General features: G+C 46.9%; 13 protein-coding genes, 1 tRNA gene and 1 rRNA gene. 1 reads left to right on the plus strand and 14 read right to left on the minus strand.

The features are described from left to right. The 3 genes from EAI83_RS03860 to glgB form a co-directional block, all read right to left on the minus strand. Nucleotides 1-227: ribosomal RNA gene (locus EAI83_RS03860) — 16S ribosomal RNA — on the minus strand; the annotation flags it as partial. Nucleotides 228-1,661: 1,434 nt separating this feature from the next. Next, nucleotides 1,662-1,734 (minus strand) — tRNA-Thr (locus EAI83_RS03865). A gap of 126 nt (nt 1,735-1,860) precedes the next feature. Further along, complete coding sequence (gene glgB / locus EAI83_RS03870) at nt 1,861-4,134, minus strand: 1,4-alpha-glucan branching enzyme (RefSeq protein WP_129974638.1); 2,274 nt, start codon at nt 4,132-4,134, stop codon at nt 1,861-1,863. Nucleotides 4,135-4,349: 215 nt separating this feature from the next. Between glgB and EAI83_RS03875 the strand changes: the two genes are divergently transcribed. Then, on the plus strand, nt 4,350-5,321 hold the full coding sequence (locus tag EAI83_RS03875; RefSeq protein WP_022427213.1) for a carbohydrate kinase family protein: 972 nt from the start codon (nt 4,350-4,352) through the stop codon (nt 5,319-5,321). Between the two features lie 183 nt (nt 5,322-5,504). Here the strand turns inward: EAI83_RS03875 and EAI83_RS17995 are convergent, their stop codons facing one another. From EAI83_RS17995 to tgt, 11 genes are all read right to left on the minus strand, one after another. After that, a complete protein-coding gene (locus tag EAI83_RS17995; RefSeq protein WP_129974676.1) occupies nt 5,505-5,720 on the minus strand; it encodes a pentapeptide repeat-containing protein in 216 nt (71 codons plus the stop codon). 520 nt (nt 5,721-6,240) lie between these two features. Then, on the minus strand, nt 6,241-7,404 hold the full coding sequence (locus EAI83_RS03885; protein ID WP_129974639.1) for a phosphoglycerate dehydrogenase: 1,164 nt from the start codon (nt 7,402-7,404) through the stop codon (nt 6,241-6,243). Beyond that, nucleotides 7,404-8,486 carry a 3-phosphoserine/phosphohydroxythreonine transaminase gene (gene serC, locus EAI83_RS03890; RefSeq protein ID WP_015527147.1) on the minus strand — a complete coding sequence of 361 codons (1,083 nt, stop codon included), beginning with the start codon at nt 8,484-8,486 and terminating at the stop codon, nt 7,404-7,406. The genes EAI83_RS03885 and serC overlap by 1 nt, the downstream gene beginning before the upstream one ends. After that, nucleotides 8,479-10,161, minus strand: a complete 1,683-nt coding sequence (ilvB, locus tag EAI83_RS03895; protein WP_015527148.1) for a biosynthetic-type acetolactate synthase large subunit — start codon at nt 10,159-10,161, stop codon at nt 8,479-8,481. The genes serC and ilvB overlap by 8 nt, the downstream gene beginning before the upstream one ends. Nucleotides 10,162-10,176: 15 nt before the next feature. After that, nucleotides 10,177-11,850, minus strand: a complete 1,674-nt coding sequence (gene ilvD / locus EAI83_RS03900) for a dihydroxy-acid dehydratase (protein WP_015527149.1) — start codon at nt 11,848-11,850, stop codon at nt 10,177-10,179. Between the two features lie 119 nt (nt 11,851-11,969). After that, nucleotides 11,970-13,055 carry a 3-isopropylmalate dehydrogenase gene (leuB, locus tag EAI83_RS03905; protein WP_044961505.1) on the minus strand — a complete coding sequence of 362 codons (1,086 nt, stop codon included), beginning with the start codon at nt 13,053-13,055 and terminating at the stop codon, nt 11,970-11,972. 266 nt (nt 13,056-13,321) lie between these two features. Next, nucleotides 13,322-14,122: a TPM domain-containing protein gene (locus EAI83_RS03910; protein ID WP_021651410.1), complete on the minus strand. Its 801-nt coding sequence runs from the start codon at nt 14,120-14,122 to the stop codon at nt 13,322-13,324. Nucleotides 14,123-14,135: 13 nt separating this feature from the next. Continuing rightward, complete coding sequence (locus EAI83_RS03915) at nt 14,136-15,221, minus strand: hypothetical protein (RefSeq protein WP_118608317.1); 1,086 nt, start codon at nt 15,219-15,221, stop codon at nt 14,136-14,138. A gap of 84 nt (nt 15,222-15,305) precedes the next feature. After that, nucleotides 15,306-16,667, minus strand: a complete 1,362-nt coding sequence (locus EAI83_RS03920; RefSeq protein WP_129974640.1) for an SPFH domain-containing protein — start codon at nt 16,665-16,667, stop codon at nt 15,306-15,308. A gap of 640 nt (nt 16,668-17,307) precedes the next feature. Beyond that, the gene (gene yajC / locus EAI83_RS03925; protein WP_015527154.1) at nt 17,308-17,622 is read right to left on the minus strand and encodes a preprotein translocase subunit YajC; all 315 of its coding nucleotides are present in this window, start codon (nt 17,620-17,622) and stop codon (nt 17,308-17,310) included. A 157-nt stretch (nt 17,623-17,779) separates the two neighbouring features. Then, nucleotides 17,780-18,931 carry a tRNA guanosine(34) transglycosylase Tgt gene (gene tgt, locus EAI83_RS03930; RefSeq protein WP_015527155.1) on the minus strand — a complete coding sequence of 384 codons (1,152 nt, stop codon included), beginning with the start codon at nt 18,929-18,931 and terminating at the stop codon, nt 17,780-17,782. Between the last annotated feature and the right edge of the window lie 116 nt (nt 18,932-19,047).

Genomic DNA, 19,047 nt, shown 5'->3' on the forward strand with positions numbered 1-19,047 from the left:
AGTTTTTCACACCGAGCCATGCAGCTCTGTGCGCTTATGCGGTATTAGCAGTCATTTCTGACTGTTATCCCCCTGTATAAGGCAGGTTACCCACGCGTTACTCACCCGTCCGCCACTAGAAACAATCTAAATCTGCCGAAGCTTCAATAAAAGGTTTCCCGTTCGACTTGCATGTGTTAAGCACGCCGCCAGCGTTCATCCTGAGCCAGGATCAAACTCTCTGATAAAATGTTTGATTCGTTTACTCAAGACAACCGTTTGGCTATCTCTCGTTTTTACTGCTTTTGGTTTGTTTAAACCGTTCTTTAAATGTAAAGAAATTTTCGAGAATCGTATGTGTTTCACTGTTTAGTTATCAAGGTTTGTTGTGTCTGTCTCTCAGACAGCTCGTTTATTTTATCTCATCTCTTTTTGTTTGTCAAGCACTTTTTTAAGTTTTTTCAAACATTTTTGAATTAAGATCTTGTTGTCGCTTCGTTGACGACTTGAATACTTTATCATATCTTCTGTCTTTTATCAACTGTGAATTTTATTTTTCTGAAATTCTTTTTAATTGTTTATTTTTTGAAAACAATTATTTGCAACAGCTCAGTTATAATACCACTGGGAGTTATGCTTGTCAACCATAAATTTCAATTTTTTTAGATTTTCCTGGAAGTTTATCTTTATAGGACAATTTCTTTTCTGCTATCATTCATCCATTATGCTATTATCTTCCTGTTTATTATTTTATATGTGTTGTTTTTTAATAAGACTCTTCGCTGGATGGCGCTACGCCGGTCGCATTTTCAATGCGGGAAATGCAGGGGGAAGGCCATCTCAGAGTTCCGTAGCCCGAAGGCCCTCCCCCTGCACCCCCACCCTCTTGGGCACGGAAGTAATTCTTCGTTGTTGTGTGTGCTACGTTGTTGACTTTTGTCTGTATGCTGCGGTACTCAAAATGGAACGTTGTGCCGATCTGGTTTCTGTATTCTTCGGTACTTATGGTGGTACGCTGTGCCGATCTGGTCCCTGTATTCTTCGATACTTATAGGAATATCCTGTACCAGTCTGACATTTCAGGACAGGACGCCCAGTCCGCTTCCATCCCCCGCATGTTTTTTCCTGTCGGTTGGAAGCGTCAGCCAGAGGAAGGTGGCATCGGGCCGGGCTGCTGCGGAGGAGGGGTGATTACTACTTGGGCTGCGGGAGACGGCGTTATTGCGGCAGGGTCTGCTGTCTGAGCCGCAGGCGAGTTCTGGCCCTGCCGCAATGCTTTTAGCCGTCTCACGGAGTCCTAGTAGTATCCCCCGACGGAGTCCCTGCCCGGAGCGATGCCACCTTCCTCTGGCGTCCCTCAACCACATCCACCTCTCAAAACCTCAAAAACATCCACGACTGCATCCACTCCCGGAGCGATGCCTTCTTCCCCTGGCGTCCCTCAACCATATCCACCTCTCAAAACCTCAAAAACATCCCCGCTTGCATCCACCCCCGGAGCGATATCACCTTCCTCTGGCGTCCCTCTCCATCCTTCTCACAAAACCTCAAAAGCATCCCCGACTGCATCCACCGAGCGATACCACCTTCCTCTGACGTCCCTCAACCACATCCATACACACCCAAAAAAAGCCCGGCATCTTCATATTCCAAAGACACCGGACTCCCATCAGTCATATATAAGCTGGAAATGAGACTCGAACTCACGACCCCTTCATTACGAGTGAAGTGCTCTACCGACTGAGCTATTCCAGCTTGTGCTAAACACAACTGATATTATACCGTATTTTACAAAAAATGCAAGCACTTTTTCCTACAATCCACTCAAATCCTTACCCTCCAATCCCCCCCAAACCATATTCCCATTTAATTCACAAACCATCACTCATCCCCGGAAGCCCCCTTCCTGCGAGAAGCCACCCGTTTCACAACCTTTACCGCATCCTTTACAGCCACAGATTTTTCAACCACCTTCATTTTCGCCTTATCCATACGCTTTCCCCTGCTTTTCCCCGCAGTCTTTTTCACATTTCCTTTCTTTACAGAGCTTTTCTTCACATCCACCTTCTCCGGTGTACACCCAAATACCGCCACACCATAAGCCGGAAGCTTCAGCTTCAAAGAAAACTCCCTGTTATCACACTCCATATGAATAGCCGCTTTCGCACGTGCGTTCACCACACCCTGTCCGCCAAACTTTTCACTGTCACTGTTGAAAATTTCCTTATATTTCCCCGCAAAAGGCACACCAACCCGGTAACTGTCATAAGATACCGGTGAAAAATTACACACCGCAAGAATCGTTTCTTCCTGCTTTTCCGTCTTACGAAGAAACGCAACCACATTCTCATCATAGCTGGTAAACTGGATCCACTCAAACCCATCCGAATTACCATCCATTGCATACAACGCCGGATGATTCCTGTAAAGTTCATTCAGATCATGCAGATACGCCCTCATTTCCGGCCCCACATCCCCATCCGGCGCTGTCATCTTCACACCCGGATGAAGCATCAGATAGCCATACGCAGCACGCAGCTGAGCATCCTTCTGCCTTGAAGATCCCGGAAGCTTCTCCAGAAACTCTTTTAACGTACCCACATCTCTCTTCCCCAGAGTCAGTACATAATGCTCACTATATGCATACATCATGGAAAGCGTCAGCTGATCATAATAATTTCGTCTGTCCAAAGGCTCTGCTTCCAGGTAAGAAAGAAGATCCTTTGTCCAGCCACCACTCCATTTATAGTCAAACCCCAGATGATCATTCTCCACACTGTCTGTAAGCTGCGGCCATAAACCATCCTCCTGTGCGATCAGAAGAATCCCCGGATACTGCTTCTTCACAATAGAATTCAGATGCTTCAGAAACTCCATTGCCTGAAGGTTCTCATTGGAACTATAAAGATTAGCCGTCCACTGTCCCGCCTCTCTTCCAAAATCCAGATACAGCATCGCATCTACATCATCCATCCGAAATCCGTCCACATGAAATTCATCCAGCCAGAAAAACGCATTGGAAATAAGAAAATCTTTGACCATAGGACTTCCGTAATTATAAAGCATGGTGCCCCACATCGGATGAACGGCCATAGCCGGATCCTGTACTTCATAAAGAGGAGTTCCGTCAAATTTCTCAAGCCCTGCATCAAACCGCGGAAACTGAGCCGGTGTCCAGTCCAGGATCACGCCAATCCCTGCCTGATGAAGATCCTCTACCAGTGTCCGGAAATCTGCCGCAGTCCCAAAACGGGTAGTCACAGCATAATACGCAGACGTAGAATATCCTCCTGAACTTCGGTCAAGATACTCCATCACCGGATGAAATTCTACATGCGTATAACCGGTTTCCTTCAGAAACTCCACCAATTCACCACTGTTTTTCCACTCTGTTACATCCGTTTCATAAATGGAAACCGGAACTTCACGGCTGGCAAACCTTTCACGTTCCTTCATCCACGCTTCATCCTGCCATAAAAACTCCCCCAGCTCTGTTACAACAGAAATCACAGACGGCGCTCCCTGGGTTCCATTTCCGTAAGGATCAGACTTCCGCTGTACATTGCCGCCTTTGATCTTGATCTCATACTGGTAAGAGGCCCCTGCCTGTACACCTGGAACAAAAATCTCAAAAATTCCGGACATTGGCATCCGATGCATCGGAAGACGCCTTCCATCCCACCTGTCAAAATCACCGACCACACTGACACGGATTGCATTGGGTGCCCAGACAGCAAAATATGTTCCTTCTACCTCGCCACAGGTCCCAGGATGCGCTCCCAGCTTCTCATATGCCTTGTAATAAACACCGGCACAAAAAGCTCGTTCCTCCTCTTTCGTGATCTGGCATGGACATTCATACGCATCGTAAAAAGTCTCTTTCCTGCTTCCTCTTATCACACGGAAACGATATTCCGGAATCCTTTTCAGTGGAAGCATTACAGCATAATAACCAGCCTCATCTTCCAGGATCATCGGATAACTCTTTTCCCCTACAACAACCTCTGCAGCATCCGCTCCCGGAAAAAATCCCTGGATCAGAACGCCATCCTCTGTTACCCTTGGCTGCATCACATCACGAGGTGATGCCTCCTCCCCATAAACGATCGCCTCGATCCGGGGCCAATCCATATATTCATACGCTTTATCAGCCATAATCGTCTCCTCCATCATATTTGTTGTTTTATAGACTAAGTTTACCACCATTTTACAGAAAAATAAAGATAACAGTTCTAATCTTCGCAAAAAGCACCACAAGTAACCGGTAACAGAACAGAAAATAATTCGATTTGGTTCTTCCCAAAATCATGTGTAACGATTATAATATGAAGCAGAATATGAAACAAATAACTTATCAGGAGGAATCATCAATGGAAAACAGACAGTATGATGTAACAGCTCTCGGCGAGCTTCTGATCGACTTCACAGAAAACGGTGACAGTTCCCAAGGAAACCCTACTTTCGAGGCAAACCCGGGCGGAGCTCCCTGTAACGTTCTTGCCATGCTGAACCGTCTTGGCAAAAAAACTGCATTTATCGGAAAGGTCGGAAACGACATGTTCGGCAAGCAGCTGAAGGCTGCCGTAGAAGAATGCGGCATTGATACCAGAAATCTTGTCATGGACGATGAAATTCACACTACCCTTGCTTTTGTACATACTTACCCGGACGGAGACCGTGATTTTTCTTTCTACCGTAATCCAGGTGCAGATATGATGCTGACAAAGGATGAGGTAGATGCCGATCTGATCCGCAATTCCAGGATCTTCCATTTCGGCACGCTTTCTTCCACACATGAGGGTGTCCGTGAAGCAACCCGCTATGCTCTTGACGTGGCAAAAGAAGCCGGATGCATCATCACCTTTGACCCGAACTTACGCCCTCCACTCTGGAAGGATCTGAACGATGCCCGCAAAGAGATCGAATACGGCATGGAACGCTGTGATGTACTGAAGATTTCTGATAATGAAGTGGAATTTCTTTTTGACACAACAGATTATGATAAGGGTGCTGCCCTTATCGAAGAAAAATATCATATCCCGCTTGTGCTGATCACAATGGGAAAAGACGGAAGCCGCGCTTATTATCGCGGACGGAAGGTCGAGGCTGCTCCTTTCCTTCAGGAAAAAACCATTGAAACCACCGGTGCAGGAGACACCTTCTGTGCAAGCACCCTGAATTATGTGCTGGAACACGGTCTTGAGGATCTCACTGACGAAAATCTCGCAGAGCTGCTTACTTTTGCAAATGCAGCAGCTTCTCTCATCACCACAAAGAAGGGAGCACTCCGCGTAATGCCTGAAAGAGATGAAGTTCTTGACTTCATTGCATCCCGCAAGTAGTGTATGTTTTTCTTTTATTGAATTATTTTTTTGTTTATTGGCTTTGAAAAGCTGAGAAAACACCGCAGGGGGAGAAAGCACTCAAAGTTACGAAGCCCGTTTTTCTCCCCCTGCACCCCCTCTTTCCGGGCACGTACCGCAGAAACGACGCTTCGCGCCTATCCGCCAATTGTTGTGTATTCTTCATATTTTCCCTATTATATCATATATTTTTATTAATATCTTATCGTATAAAAATTTACAACCAATATCATTACGCATATTATATTTGCACATTATATTTGTATTTGATATATTTACATTTAATATATTTGCATTTAATATATTTGCATTTGATATATTTGCATTTGATATATTTGCATTTGATATATTTGCATTTGATATATTTGCATTTGATATATTTACATTTGATCATTTGATATATTTGAATTTGATATATTTACATTTGATCATTTGATATATTTGAATTTGATCATTTGATATATCTGCATTTGATATATTTACCGCTCAAATTCACTTCTATATTATTCCAAAAAATCCGCAGATGTGCCCCGCACATCGAGACCTACCAACGCCCTCCCACCCTCACTCTCGGCTCAACCTTCCACATCCAATACCGTCACATACCTATAACGGCCTCAAGACTTTTTCACTCTCAACAACCCCGTCAGGCCGTTCTCCTCCATCGGCTCAACCTTTCGTTCCCAGCACCGTCGCATACAGACACAAGTCAACCAAACTCCCGTCCTCCACAACCAAGCACTCCTAAAAAAAGCCCGAGGGGTGTGCAGAGGGGCCGCGGCTTTGCGGCCCCTTTGCGGTTTTCCTTTTTTCCTCAAAAAAAATACTGTGCACCATTCGCCAAAAAAGCAAACGCCACACAGTATTTAAAAAAAAGTATTTCTAACCTCTTGTTCCTTTACTTAACAACACGCACCCTGTACATTCCCTCAATCTCCTTGAGTTCATCCAACGCCTTAGCAGATGCCGCACTCTCAAGATCAATAAGAGTATAAGCAAACTCCCCTTTACTCTTATTCGTCATATCCGCAATATTCAGTCCCTCAGATCCAAGGATCTTGGTAACCTGACTGATCATATTCGGTGTGTTGCTGTGCGCAAGAGAGATTCTTCCAACAGCCACACAGGTACGCATATCACAGTTCGGATAATTAACTGAATTTTTGATATTACCATTCTCAAGGTAATCGCGGATCTCCTTTACAGCCATCTCTGCACAGTTTTCTTCAGATTCCTCTGTAGACGCACCAAGATGCGGAGTTACCAGAATACCCTCGCGTCCTGCAACTGTCTCATTTGCAAAGTCAGTTACATACTTCTTAACCTTGCCACTCTCAACAGCCTCGATCAGCGCATCCTCATCAACAAGAAGATCTCTTGCAAAATTCAGAAGAACTACGCCGTCCTTCATCTTATCGAAAGCTTCTTTGTTGATCATCTTCTTAGTGCTGTCAAGAAGCGGCACATGAATGGTGATATAATCGCACTGGCTGTAGATCTCATCCAGGCTCTTGCTGTGCTTGATGGTTCTGGACAGGTTCCATGCCGCATCAATAGAAAGATATGGGTCATAGCCATATACTTCCATGCCAAGACCGCATGCTGCGTTTGCCACCATGGCTCCAATGGCTCCAAGACCGATGATACCAAGCTTTTTGCCGCTGATCTCGCATCCTGCGAACTGTTTTTTCTGCTTCTCGGCAAGCTTGCCGATGTGCTCTTTATCTTTCTCCTGTGCAACCCACTCGATACCTCCTACGATATCTCTGGATGCAAGGAGCATACCTGCAAGTACCAGCTCTTTTACGCCGTTTGCATTGGCTCCAGGCGTGTTGAATACAACAACACCCTTCTCTGCATACTCCTTAACCGGAATATTATTGACGCCTGCACCTGCACGTGCAACTGCGCAAACGCTCTTCGGCAGCTCCATGTCGTGCATTTTTGCACTTCTTACAAGGATTGCGTCACACTGGTCAGCTGTCTCTGTTTTTTTATAATTATCGCCAAAAAGTTTCAGACCTTTTTCAGCGATCGGATTCAGGCAATGATACTGGAACATTATGCATTCTCCTCCTCGAATTTTTTCATGAATGCAACCAGTGCCTCTACGCCGGCCTTTGGCATGGCATTGTAGATGCTGGCACGCATTCCGCCAACAGTACGGTGTCCTTTCAGGTTTACAAGTCCTGCTTCAGTTGCCTCTTTAACAAACTTGGCATCCATTTCCTTGTCACCGGTTACGAACGGTACATTCATAAGGGATCTGTCTTCCGGAACTACAGTTCCTTTGAACAGCTTGCTGGAATCCAGGTAATCATAAAGGATTTTGGCTTTTTCCTCATTGCGCTGCTTCATCACTTCCAGACCGCCCATCTTCTTCAGCCATTTGAATACTTTTCCGCATACATAGATGCAGTAAGCATTCGGCGTATTGTAAAGAGAGCCTGCGTCTGCATGTGTCTTATAAGTAAGCATGGTTGGGGTTCCCGGAAGAACATCCTCTGTGATCAGATCCTCACGGATGATCACGATAACCATACCTGCCGGTCCGATGTTCTTCTGAACACCGCCATAGATAATACCATATTTGCTTACATCCACCGGCTCAGACAGGAAACAGGAGGATACATCTGCTACCAGAGTCTTACCTTTTGTGTTTGGAAGTTTTTTGAATTTTGTGCCGTAAATGGTGTTGTTCTCACAGATGTATACGTAGTCTGCATCCGGGCTGATCGGCAGATCACTGCAGTCCGGGATATAGCTGAAGGTTTTATCTTCAGAAGATGCGATCTTGTTTGCTTTTCCGTATTTCTGAGCTTCCTGATAAGCTTTTTTTGCCCACTGTCCTGTTACGATATAATCTGCGACCTTGTTTTTCATGAGGTTCATCGGGATCATGGCAAACTGCTGGGATGCTCCTCCCTGAAGGAAAAGTACCTTGTAGTTATCCGGAATGTTCATAAGCTCGCGGAGATCTTTCTCTGCAGTATCAATGATCTCCTGAAAAGCTGCACTTCTGTGGCTCATTTCCATAACAGACATTCCTGTGCCGTTATAATCCATCATCTCATCCGCTACTTCTTTGAGTACTTCCTCTGGAAGCACTGCCGGTCCGGCAGAAAAATTATACACTCTACTCATGTTTCTTCATATCCTCCTCGTCAAATACATCATCAAGGTTCGCACCAGCCGGTACCATCGGGAACACACTCAGATCCTGATCGATCCAGCAATCCAGAACGACAGGTCCCTCTGCTGCCAGTGCCATCTTAAGTGCAGGCTCCACATCCTCCATCTTTGTCACACGAATGGCTTTTGCACCCAGCGCCTCTGATAATTTCACAAAATCAACGGCGTCATCCAGTACTGTGGAAGAGTATCTCTTTCCATAGAAAAGCGTCTGCCACTGACGCACCATTCCCAGTACATGATTGTTCATAACAATCTGGATCAGCTGTCTGCCACAGCGTGCAGCTGTTGCCAGCTCATTCATATTCATACGGAAGCATCCGTCACCTGCTATATTTACAACTGTTTTTTCCGGTCTGCCCATCTTCGCGCCAATTGCAGCGCCAAGGCCATAGCCCATGGTTCCAAGTCCGCCGGAAGTAAGAAGAGTTCTCGGCTCTTTGTATTTATAATACTGCGCCGCCCACATCTGATGCTGTCCAACATCTGTGGAGATGATCGCATCACCGTTGGTCAACTCATAAAGCTTCTCTATAATATACGGACCTGTAAGCTGTGTGTGATCATAATTCAGCGGATATTTTGATTTCAATTCCTGGATATGTGCGATCCACTCCGGATGTTCTTTCTTCGGAATTTCCTCCAGAAGGCGTTTCAGCACTTCCTTCACATCACCGATCACACTGGCATCCACTTTGATATTTTTATTGATCTCCGCAGCATCCACATCGATCTGAAGGATTTTTGCATTATGTGCAAAAGTTTTGGTATTTCCTGTTACACGGTCACTGAAGCGTGCACCGAGAACAATAAGAAGATCGCACTCTGTTACGCCAAGATCGGAAGTCTTGGTTCCGTGCATACCTACCATACCTGTATAGAGAGGATCTTCTCCCGGGAAGGTACCCTTGCCCATCAGAGTATCGCAGACAGGAGCCTGGATCCTGCGAGCCAGCTCACGTACTTCCTGGTCAGCACCGGAGATCACACATCCACCGCCAACAAAAATAAACGGTTTCTCTGCCTCTCTGATCATTTCCAGTGCCTGATCAATATCTTCTTTACGGATACTTTTGATCTCACGGTTAACCGTAGCCGGATGGCATGGCTCATATTCATATTTCATTCCTGTGATATCCTTCGGGACATCCACAAGCACCGGGCCAGGTCTTCCGCTTTTTGCAATATAAAATGCTCTTCTTAACGTATCTGCAAGATCTTCGATATTCTTTACGATGAAACTGTATTTTGTTACAGGCATTACGATACCTGCGATATCAACCTCCTGGAAAGAATCTCTTCCCAGGAGTGGTCTTCCTACGTTTGCAGTAATGGCTACCATCGGTACGGAATCCATGTATGCAGTCGCTATCCCTGTTACCAGGTTAGTTGCTCCTGGACCGGAGGTTGCCAGGCAGACACCCACCTTTCCAGTCGCTCTTGCATAACCGTCAGCAGCATGGGATGCACCCTGCTCGTGAGAGGTCAGTACATGTGTGATCTCATCTTTGTATTCATATAAGGCATCGTAAACATTCAGGATCGCGCCGCCCGGATATCCAAATACGGTATCAACGCCCTGTTCCTTCAGACATTCTACGATGATCTCTGCACCTGTAAGCTGCATATCTTTCGTTCCTCCTTATTTTGCTTTCGGTACTTCCAGGATCGCACCACGGTTTCCGGATGTTACCATGGAAGCGTATCTTGCCAGATATCCGGTTGTCACCTTCGGCTCTCTTGGCTGCCATTTTTCTCTTCTAGCCTGCATCTCTTCATCTGAAACCTTGATCTCCAGTTTCAGCTCCGGAATATTGATGCTGATGATATCGCCTTCCTCAACCAGTGCGATCGGGCCGCCTACTGCTGCCTCCGGTGATACGTGTCCGATAGCGGCTCCTCTGGATGCACCACTGAAACGTCCGTCGGTGATCAGGGCTACGGAAGAACCAAGTCCCATTCCCACAATAGCAGATGTAGGATTCAGCATCTCTCGCATTCCAGGACCACCCTTTGGTCCCTCGTAGCGGATAACCACAACATCTCCCTCTACGATCTTACCGCCCTTGATGGCAACAATTGCGTCATCCTCGCTGTCAAATACACGTGCAGGACCTTCATGTACCAGCATCTCCGGTACAACTGCAGAACGTTTTACAACACCACCATCCGGTGCAAGGTTTCCTTTCAGTACTGCAAGTCCGCCTGTCTTTGTATACGGATTGTCGATCGGGCGGATAACATCCGGATTCAGGTTTACACAGTTTTTGATATTCTCACCTACTGTTTTTCCGGTTACTGTCATACACTCTGTATGGAGAAGTCCCAGCTTGTTCAGCTCATTCATGACCGCATAGACACCACCGGCCTCATTAAGATCTTCCATGTAGGTCGGGCCTGCCGGTGCAAGGTGGCAAAGGTTCGGGGTCTTCTCACTGATCTCATTTGCAAAGCTGATATCAAAATCCATTCCGATCTCATGTGCGATAGCCGGAAGATGAAGCATACTGTTTGTGGAGCATCCAAGTGCCATATCTACTGTAAGTGCATTTAAAACTGCCTCTTTTGTCATAATGTCTCTTGGGCGGATGTTCCTTCTGTACATTTCCATTACCTGCATTCCTGCATGCTTTGCAAGACGGATACGTTCAGAGTATACTGCCGGGATGGTACCGTTTCCTTTCAGTCCCATACCGAGAACCTCTGTCAGGCAGTTCATGCTGTTCGCAGTGTACATACCGGAACATGATCCGCAGGTCGGGCAGGTTTTGTTCTCGAATTCTTCCAGATCATCTGCTGTGATGGTTCCTGCTGCATAAGATCCTACTGCCTCAAACATACTGGAAAGACTGGTTTTGTGCCCTTTTACATGGCCGGCAAGCATCGGACCGCCGCTTACGAATACAGTAGGAACGTTGATCCTTGCCGCTGCCATCAGAAGACCAGGTACGTTTTTGTCACAGTTGGGAACCATGACCAGAGCATCAAACTGATGAGCCAGTGCCATGGCCTCTGTGGAATCTGCGATCAGGTCACGTGTTACAAGGGAATATTTCATGCCAACGTGTCCCATTGCGATTCCGTCACATACTGCGATCGCCGGAAATACAACCGGTGTGCCGCCAGCCATTGCAACGCCGAGCTTTACAGCATTTACAATTTTGTCAAGGTTCATATGTCCCGGTACGATCTCGTTATAAGAGCTTACGATTCCTACCAGTGGTTTGTCCATTTCTTCCTTTGTCATTCCAAGGGCATTGAACAGGGAACGATGTGGTGCCTGCTGTGTGCCTTTTCTTACGGTATCACTTTTCATTTTTAAGGTCTCTCCTTTTTATTCTTTACGATAGGATCCGGTATCTGTTTATAGACTTCCTCTTCCAGGTACCGGTTCTTTCTGTTCTGTTTCGTTTTCTTCTTTCTGTCCCGCTTTATTTATGCAATGGCATCTGCGATCAGATCGCCCATCTCTCTGGTTCCGACAAGCTTGCATCCGTCAGACATGATATCTCCTGTTCTGTAACCCTCTGTGAGAACCTTCTGTACTGCTGTTTCCACAGCATCTGCTTCTTTATCAAGATCCAGAGAATATCTCAGCATCATGGCAGCGGAAAGAATGGTTGCGATGGGGTTTGCCTTGTTCTGGCCTGCGATATCCGGTGCAGAACCATGGCTCGGCTCATAGAGACCAAGCTTTGTCTCATTTAAGCTTGCGGAGGAAAGCATTCCGATGGAACCGGTCACCATACTTGCCTCATCAGAGAGGATATCTCCAAACATGTTTTCTGTAAGGATAACATCAAACTGCTTCGGATCACGTACCAACTGCATTGCACAGTTATCAACCAGCATATGCTCCAGTGTTACATCCGGATAATCCTTTGCCACATCCTCCACTACACTTCTCCAGAGTCTGGAAGAATCAAGAACATTGGCTTTATCTACACTTGTAACCTTATTTCTTCTCTTACGTGCGATCTCAAATGCCTTAATGGCAATACGGCGGATCTCATTCTCATTATAAGAAAGAGTATCTACCGCTGTGCGGACTCCGTTCTCCTCAGTAGTCTTTCTTGCTCCGAAATAAAGACCTCCTGTAAGCTCTCTTACGATGATCATGTCAAAACCATCTCCGATGATCTCATCACGGAGCGGGCAGGCATCACGAAGCTCATTGTAAAGATAAGCCGGACGAAGGTTTGCAAACAGGTTCAACGCCTTACGTATCGCAAGAAGGCCTGCCTCCGGGCGTTTGGACGGCTCCAGCTTGTACCACGGGGATGTCTTGGCATCACCGCCAATGGAACCCATCAGTACTGCATCAGAAGCTTTTGCCTGGGCAATGGCTTCCTCTGTAAGAGGTACTCCGTGAGCATCAATGGATGCCCCTCCTAAAAGAACCTCTGTGTATGAAAATTTATGACTGTATTTCTCACATACTCTGTCTAAAACTTTTTTGGCCTCGGCAACAATCTCCGGACCGATTCCGTCTCCCGGAATCAGGGCAATCTTGTACTCCATTTTATTCACTCCTCCGATTTCCCCTGTGCTGTAAAATTTTAACGCACTGGTGTGGATAATTGTTATTATCATAACGCACTTTTCGACGGATTTCAACCTATTAAATAGATAAAGTTATTTCCGGAATGCAAAAAATAAACGGCAATTCCCTGTTTCTGCCGCCACAGAGACATACTTTCGCACACAGAAAAAAGAAAAACTGCCCTACCATTCCGGTACAGCAGTCTTTCTTTTTTTATCATATTCTGTTTTTCCTGATGATCTTCTCAGAATTTCCCGCTGGAACCACCGAAGGTATCACCGGAAGATGAGGTATGGGTGCTGGAACCACCGTTATTATCCTCATTTTTCGGTTTTGCGGATTTTGATACCGTACTGTAGAGGTAAAAATCATTACTTCTGGTCACATTCATACTGCCCTGCCGCACATAAGAAGCCGCCCGATCCTGTTTTCGCACAGTTTTCAGCTTTCTTCTCATATTTCCGGTCACCAGTAATCCTGCCACAAGCCCCACAGCAAGAGCGATCAGCAGGTTTATCCCAACCGCAAAAGGCTCATCTGGAAGGTTTTCCACATCGTATGGCTCTGCCTCATCTGCCTGCGTGATAAAATCATCGCATTCCGTGGCAAACTTATGAAACGCTTCGTTATAATCACCGTCACTTAAATAAGGCTTCACCTGATCCATGATGTAGGACTGTCCGGCATCCGTAAACACTTCTATCGCATATCCGTGTGTTGCAATGGCCCAGTTACGGTCTCCCATATCCAACAGGAATAAAATACCGTCACCATTTTCCCCCTGTCCATATCCATGGTCAATAAAATAATCCTCCGCATACGCCTGGGCCGTTTTTCCCTCAAGACTGTTAACGGTAACGACCACAACATCTACCTGATCTCGCTCACTGATCTCATCCAGAGTACTGCTCAGGCTCTCCTGCTGCTCTGCATCCAGAAGGCCCGCCTGGTCATCCAGACGGCTTACGGTGCCTGCCCATACTGGAAAAGCACATGCCAGACACAAAAGGATCGATATCAAAAATACAGATATTCTTTTTTTCATGGCATCCACCTCCCTACAAAGCCCAGATCAGATACAGGATAATATAAGTGATCACACCCACGACCCCCGTTGTTCCCAGGAACCATCGTGCAAAAGCGTTCTTGTCTGTAGGCAGATTTCCCACAAATTTCCCTGTCTGACCATTCATGGCAAATATGTAATTATCACCCTTCCACTTCGTCTGCAGGATCCATACGGGATATAACGCATATTTCGTTGTCCCGTTATGAAGCCGGATACTGGTATTCTCCGGTGCCACACTGGCGTATCCTCTCACCGTATCCCGGAATGCAGCCTCTGTGCTGCGGCGGATACGCTCATTGGCACGTTCCTCACACTCGCTCGCTGTCACATCATATTTATCTGCAAAATATCCAGCCAGATACGCAGTCTGAAAATCCACCGCTTCTTTGAAATCAAAAGGCTCTATAGACTCCATCAGATCATTTTCCATGCTGGCAGAGCCATCCACCGGTACATGATCAAAACCAAGAGAACCACTTCTGTGTACTGCATAATAGCTGGTCTCCGTATAATCATAATCACTATCGCTCCAGAACCGGGTCTTTGTTGCACGGTAACGGATATCTGCATCTGCGTCTGTGTCATACAGCCAAAACGGAACGTAGATGCCCTTAACCTCGCTGATATGATTCTCTGACTTAAATGCTTTCGGCAAAAGCCTCTTACCGGTAAGATGCTTTTTCAGCCTCTCCTTTGCCGCTTTCTTGTCCAGCTTAAACGGGATCACATAATCCGGCTTCAGTGCACCGGACAGCTGCCCGGTCATTACCACCGGACTTCCGCAAAACGGGCAGGCCGTTGCTGCCGTGTTGGCATCTCCCACGATCTCACCGCCACAGGACTTGCACACATAGGTACGCAGCCCCTCACTCTCCCCGTCCTGCCACTCACTGCCGGCCTCATCCGACCAGCTCATATCCTCAGGCTGCTCTTCCTCCACAGTCTGGGCATATTCCGATAACGTACCAACATCAAACTCCGTATCACAAAACGGACACTTCATCTTCTGCACAGAACTGTCAAACTCTATGGAGCCACCACAGCACGGACACTTAAACTCCTGCATCTTCGCCATATATTCACCTCACTTCATCATTCTGTATCCAACAACCGGCAGGAGTTACCCTGCATTTTGCTCCTGACCATCTCTCTTTCTGATCTATACTGCATCCTCCGGTCCGAACGGATCACCGCACTCCGGGCAGAATTTCGGTGGATTCTCCGGATCTGCCGGTTCCCATCCGCACCTGCTGCAGCGATACTGCATCTTCTTCTCCGGTTTCTTCGCTCCGCAGTTCATACAAAACTTGCCTTTATTCACCGTACCGCAGGAACAGGTCCAGCTGTCCTCCACCGGACGCGATGCACCACACTCCGGACAGAATTTCCCCGAAGAAACCGCACCACAACTGCAGGTCCAGGAACCAGCCGCAGCCGCAGCCCCTGCTCCGTTCCCTGCCGGCGAAACCGGCTGCGCTGCCTGCTGCTGTACACTCTGCTGCTGCGCCTGCTGCTTCTGGCCCATCTCAAACAACTGCTGAGCATTCAGACCACCTGCATTAGCAGCCATACCCATGCCCATAAAACCAGTCATAGCCCCTGCTGAATTAGAAGCCGCAGCCTTCATAGCATCCGCCTGGGCCCCGGTCAGAGTAGCCGCAGCCATAGCAGGATCACGCATCATAGCCGTACGCTGAGCCTGCTTGATCATCTCGGCATCCTCATCCGGCAATGTCACAGAACCAAGTGCCACACTGACCACCTTAAGCCCACGAAGCTCCTCCCACTTGGCAGAAAGCACCTCATTCATGGCATTCTCCAGCTCCGTATTATGAGTCACGATCTGATTCGGACGCATCTCCAGTTCCGAAAGCCTTCCGAAAGCAGGCTGCAGCGCACTGATAAACTCCGCCTTCAGCTGTCCGTCCAGCTCCTCTCTGGTATACTCCCGCTCCACATTTCCACACACATTCGTATAAAAAAGAAGGGGATCCGCGATCCTGTAGGAATAAACACCATGACACCTCACAGCCACATCCACATCCAGCCCGATCCTGGAATCCACAACCCGGAACGGGATCGGATTAGCAGTACCAAACTTGTTATCCACAAGCTCCTTGGTATTAAAATAATACACCCTCTGATCCTTACCCGTATCACCGCCAAAAGCAAACCTCTTCCCGATCGTATCAAAGGTCTTCCTGATTCCGTCACCCAGACTACCTGAAAAAATACTCGGCTCCGTAGAAGCATCATACGTATACTCTCCCGGATCCGCACAAACCTCAACAACCTTTCCCTGCTCCACGATCATCATGCACTGACCATCCGCCACAGCGATCCCGCTGCCGCTGGAAATGATATTATCACTCCCATGCTTATTGGAAGACCTGGAAGAAGACCTCTTCGTCCCCTTCACAACCATCACTTCTTTATCCATAGCCTCACAGTAAAAAAACTCCTTCCACTGATCCGCCAACGTACCACCCGCTGCACCCACAGCCGCTCTGATAAGACCCATAAATCCAACCCCTTTCTGAAAATTCATTCTTATTTACAATTTTACGATATTCCAAAGCCATCGTCACTCTCATTTCTGATAGTAACATCATTATTACACGAATTTTACCAAAAATCCACTTATTTCTATACAATATTACAATTGTCATATTCCCATCACATCCGCAATTCTAGCACATCCGCAACCCCAGGCTGACAGCGCAGCGCCTCAGCCGTCCCCCCAACCCAACACAAACTCAGCCATTGCAGTCGTCCAGCGCAGCGCTGACGACCCACAACCAACCGTCAAACGACACTATTTCTCACCGGAAGCACCAGCCGGGGAAGGGGATGCTGGATGGCTCTGCTTCTGCAGGAGGGGAGCTGATTCTTGGACGGCGGGAATCTGCGTTGTTTTTCAAAAGTCCGCTGTCTGAGCGGCAGCAGGCCGCGAGTTCGGACTTTTTAAAAACGCTTTTAGCAGATTTCCGGCGTCCTAGAAGCCAGCCCCCGACGAAGCCGCAGACCAGCCAGCATCCCCTTCCCCGGCGTCCCTTCATCCGTTCGTTCGTCCATTCGTCCACATACAAATACAAAAAAAGACACCACGTCACAAAAAACGCAGTGCCTCTCTCATATTCAAGTTATTGCGAAAAAAAGCATCAAGCAGAAGCCTGATCAGCCTTCTCAACCTCAGCAATCGCCTGCTTCCTCATAGGAATACGGCAATTCTTATTATTACCAAACTCAACAATAACATCTTCCTCAGTCATATCAATAACAACACCATAAAAACCACTGGTAGTAACAACACTGTCACCAACCTCCATGCTGTTCAACATAGTCTGAGTTCTCTTCTGCTCCTTCTTCTGCGGACGGATCATCATAAAATACATAATTCCAAACAGAACTACGATCCAGACAATACCAAGACCCGCGCTAAGTCCGCCAGCTGCCGCTGTAGATGATGCGATCATTTCAAATTCCTCCTGCTAAAAACAAATAATCTGCGGTACCCCCGCCGTTACTGACCTCTAAAAGTGTCACTTCGTACTATCATACACAAAAACCAAAAAACCTTCAAGAGTTTTCTTATAAAATCAAAGTAATTTACACAAATTTTATAAATAAAACTTACCGGTTCCCGTTGATCCTGCCTTCCTCAAAGCCTTCCAGACGCATCTTCTTATAAGCCGCAAAATTCCCTGCATCCAGCGCATCCCTGATCTCTTCCATCATATGATTATAGAAATACAGATTATGCAGAACACAAAGCCTCATGCCAAGCATCTCCTTCGCCTTCAGAAGATGACGGATATACGCTCTGCTGTAATGACGGCAGGTCGGGCACTGGCACTCCTCATCGATCGGTTTGGAATCCAGCTCATACTTTGCATTAAAAAGATTCATCTTGCCATGGTTGGTATACACGTGACCATGACGGCCGTTACGGCTGGGATATACACAGTCAAAAAAGTCAATACCACGCTCAACCCCCTCCAGGATATTGGCCGGGGTACCAACCCCCATAAGATACGTCGGCTTGTTCTGCGGCAAATGCGGAACCACCTCATCCAGGATCCGGTACATCTCCTCATGACTTTCACCAACTGCAAGGCCGCCCACTGCATAGCCGTCCAGATCCATCTCCGCGATAGCCTGGGCATGCTCAATACGGATATCTTCATAAACAGCCCCCTGGTTAATGCCAAAAAGAAGCTGGTTCTTGTTAATGGTATCCGGCAGACTGTTCAGACGAGCCATCTCATCCTTGCATCTTTTAAGCCAGCGTGTTGTACGCGCTACCGATTTCTGTACATAATCCCTGTCTGCCACACTGCTTGGGCACTCATCAAAGGCCATTGCAATGGTAGAAGCCAGATTTGACTGGATCTGCATGCTCTGCTCCGGTCCCATAAAAATCTTATGACCATCGATATGAGAGTTAAAATACACGCCCTCTTCCTTGATCTTACGAAGCTTCGCCAGCGAAAACACCTGGAATCCGCCGGAATCGGTAAGGATCGGTCTGTCCCAGTTCATAAATTCATGAAGACCTCCCAGCTGCTTTACCACCTTGTCGCCAGGGCGCACATGAAGATGATAGGTATTGGACAGCTCTACCTGTGTACCGATCTCATGAAGATCCACAGTGGAAACTGCACCTTTAATTGCTGCAATTGTTCCTACATTCATAAAAACAGGAGTCTGGATCGTTCCGTGGACCGTCTTAAACTCGCCCCTTTTCGCTCTTCCTTCTGTTGTGATCAGTTTATATTCTGCCATTTCATTTCCCTTCTAAAAACATTTTAAAGTTGTCTCTGCCCGGCATCTGCGTCGCAGATACAGCCATAACCAGCTGCCGATGCAAATATCTTTCAAAACTTTTAGTCAATATCATA

It is taken from the genome of Blautia sp. aa_0143 (assembly GCF_004167315.1).
GTDB lineage: Bacteria > Bacillota > Clostridia > Lachnospirales > Lachnospiraceae > Blautia_A > Blautia_A fusiformis.

What these genes read in the sequence shown, in the direction of transcription:
- ilvD (WP_015527149.1), bottom strand. Translation starts at nt 11,850, where the DNA reads ATGAAAAGTGATACCGTAAGAAAAGGCACACAGCAGGCACCACATCGT.
- serC (WP_015527147.1), bottom strand. Translation starts at nt 8,486, where the DNA reads ATGAGTAGAGTGTATAATTTTTCTGCCGGACCGGCAGTGCTTCCAGAG.
- EAI83_RS03910 (WP_021651410.1), bottom strand. Translation starts at nt 14,122, where the DNA reads ATGAAAAAAAGAATATCTGTATTTTTGATATCGATCCTTTTGTGTCTG.
- tgt (WP_015527155.1), bottom strand. Translation starts at nt 18,931, where the DNA reads ATGGCAGAATATAAACTGATCACAACAGAAGGAAGAGCGAAAAGGGGC.
- yajC (WP_015527154.1), bottom strand. Translation starts at nt 17,622, where the DNA reads ATGATCGCATCATCTACAGCGGCAGCTGGCGGACTTAGCGCGGGTCTT.
- EAI83_RS03875 (WP_022427213.1), top strand. Translation starts at nt 4,350, where the DNA reads ATGGAAAACAGACAGTATGATGTAACAGCTCTCGGCGAGCTTCTGATC.
- leuB (WP_044961505.1), bottom strand. Translation starts at nt 13,055, where the DNA reads ATGGAGTACAAGATTGCCCTGATTCCGGGAGACGGAATCGGTCCGGAG.
- glgB (WP_129974638.1), bottom strand. Translation starts at nt 4,134, where the DNA reads ATGGCTGATAAAGCGTATGAATATATGGATTGGCCCCGGATCGAGGCG.
- EAI83_RS03885 (WP_129974639.1), bottom strand. Translation starts at nt 7,404, where the DNA reads ATGTTCCAGTATCATTGCCTGAATCCGATCGCTGAAAAAGGTCTGAAA.
- EAI83_RS03920 (WP_129974640.1), bottom strand. Translation starts at nt 16,667, where the DNA reads ATGGGTCTTATCAGAGCGGCTGTGGGTGCAGCGGGTGGTACGTTGGCG.
- ilvB (WP_015527148.1), bottom strand. Translation starts at nt 10,161, where the DNA reads ATGCAGCTTACAGGTGCAGAGATCATCGTAGAATGTCTGAAGGAACAG.
- EAI83_RS03915 (WP_118608317.1), bottom strand. Translation starts at nt 15,221, where the DNA reads ATGGCGAAGATGCAGGAGTTTAAGTGTCCGTGCTGTGGTGGCTCCATA.